The following is a 1,136-nucleotide window of genomic DNA, read 5'->3' as shown; positions in this document are numbered from 1 at the left end:
CGTCAGCGCCTCCCTTAGCGACGGGAAGTTGCAGCGGCTCAGCACCTCCGGGCTGATCCATTCCGGCAGCTCCGGCAGCTTGGTCAGCGCCGCCGCGATCGCCCTTCGCAGCGAGCCGAGGGCGAGGCCTTCGGTGAGCGGATAGACCGGGTCGAGTCCTGACAGTTTGGCGAAGCCTGCTTCATCGAGGATGCGGTCGGGGTGCACGATCTGCGGCACGCCGTCATACATCTGCACGGTGCCGGAGACGTAGCGCTTGGCGCCAACGGGGAGGATCTTCTCGATGTAGTCGCCCTTCGGACGGAAGAAGGTCAGCACGACGTCGCCGGTCTCGTCGCTGGCGTAAACCAGATAGGGCGCGCGGGCGTTACGCGACGGACGATGGCGATCGACCGTCACCTCCAGGGTCACGACCGTGCCGACCTCGACGTCGCGGACCTTGGGCCGGTTCCTGCGGTCGATGACGCTGGCAGGCAGATGCAGCAGCAGGTCGACCAGCCGCGGCGTCTCGCTGCAGCTGAGCAGATAGCGCAGCAGCTTATCCTGCTTCGGTCCGACTCCCGACAGAGTCGTGACCGGCGCAAACAGGGGATTGAGGATGGCAGGGCGCATGGACCGAACACTTAATTCGCTTTGCAGGCCGGAATAGCCGTGAATGCCAAGACGTCCACCTCTTTTTTCCCTGGCTTCAGGCGGCCCGACATGCCGGTTCTGCTCCCCGGGAGGGCTGACACGGGCCCCGGGCGCCGCTATATCCAGCCGCGCCCGGCACCGTCCGGGCTTTCGGCGTTGTACTGCAGGGATACCGCGATGACAGGGACCACCCGTTCGAGCCAAGGCCTAGACGACCGTCGCAAGCGGCTGCTGTTCCGCTGCTGGCATCGCGGCACCCGTGAGATGGACCTGATCCTCGGCCGCTTTGCCGACGCTGAGATCGGCACGCTGACCGAGAGCGAGCTGGACCAGCTCGAGCAGCTCCTGGAAGTCTCCGACCCCGATTTCTACGCCGCGATCACCGGCGCCCGGCCGCTGCCGCCGGAGCAGACGCCGGCGCTGTTCGAGCGCATCAAGGCGTTCCGCGCGGTGGACGCTGGTTAATGAAGAGTCCGGTCAAGTCGCCCGCCGAGCATCTCGCG

Annotated in this window: 2 protein-coding genes; one reads left to right on the top strand and one right to left on the bottom strand. The window is 66.4% G+C overall.

All coding sequences use genetic code 11. The annotated features are described in order from the left end of the window. Positions 1–612 (bottom strand): OB-fold nucleic acid binding domain-containing protein (locus BRAO375_RS07750; RefSeq protein ID WP_035639488.1); only part of this gene is annotated, 612 nt, incomplete at its 3' end. Positions 613–810: 198 nt separating this feature from the next. On the opposite strand from BRAO375_RS07750, the gene BRAO375_RS07745 reads away from it, so the two are divergent. Further along, positions 811–1,098, top strand: a complete 288-nt coding sequence (locus BRAO375_RS07745) for a succinate dehydrogenase assembly factor 2 (protein WP_009026908.1) — start codon at positions 811–813, stop codon at positions 1,096–1,098. The last annotated feature ends 38 nt before the right edge of the window (positions 1,099–1,136 follow it).

Source organism: Bradyrhizobium sp. ORS 375, assembly GCF_000239775.1.
Classification (GTDB): domain Bacteria; phylum Pseudomonadota; class Alphaproteobacteria; order Rhizobiales; family Xanthobacteraceae; genus Bradyrhizobium.
This window is presented reverse-complemented; position numbering and strand designations above follow the sequence as displayed.

Excerpts from the sequence above, each read along its gene's own strand:
- BRAO375_RS07745 (WP_009026908.1), top strand. The coding sequence starts at position 811 with ATGACAGGGACCACCCGTTCGAGCCAAGGCCTAGACGACCGTCGCAAG.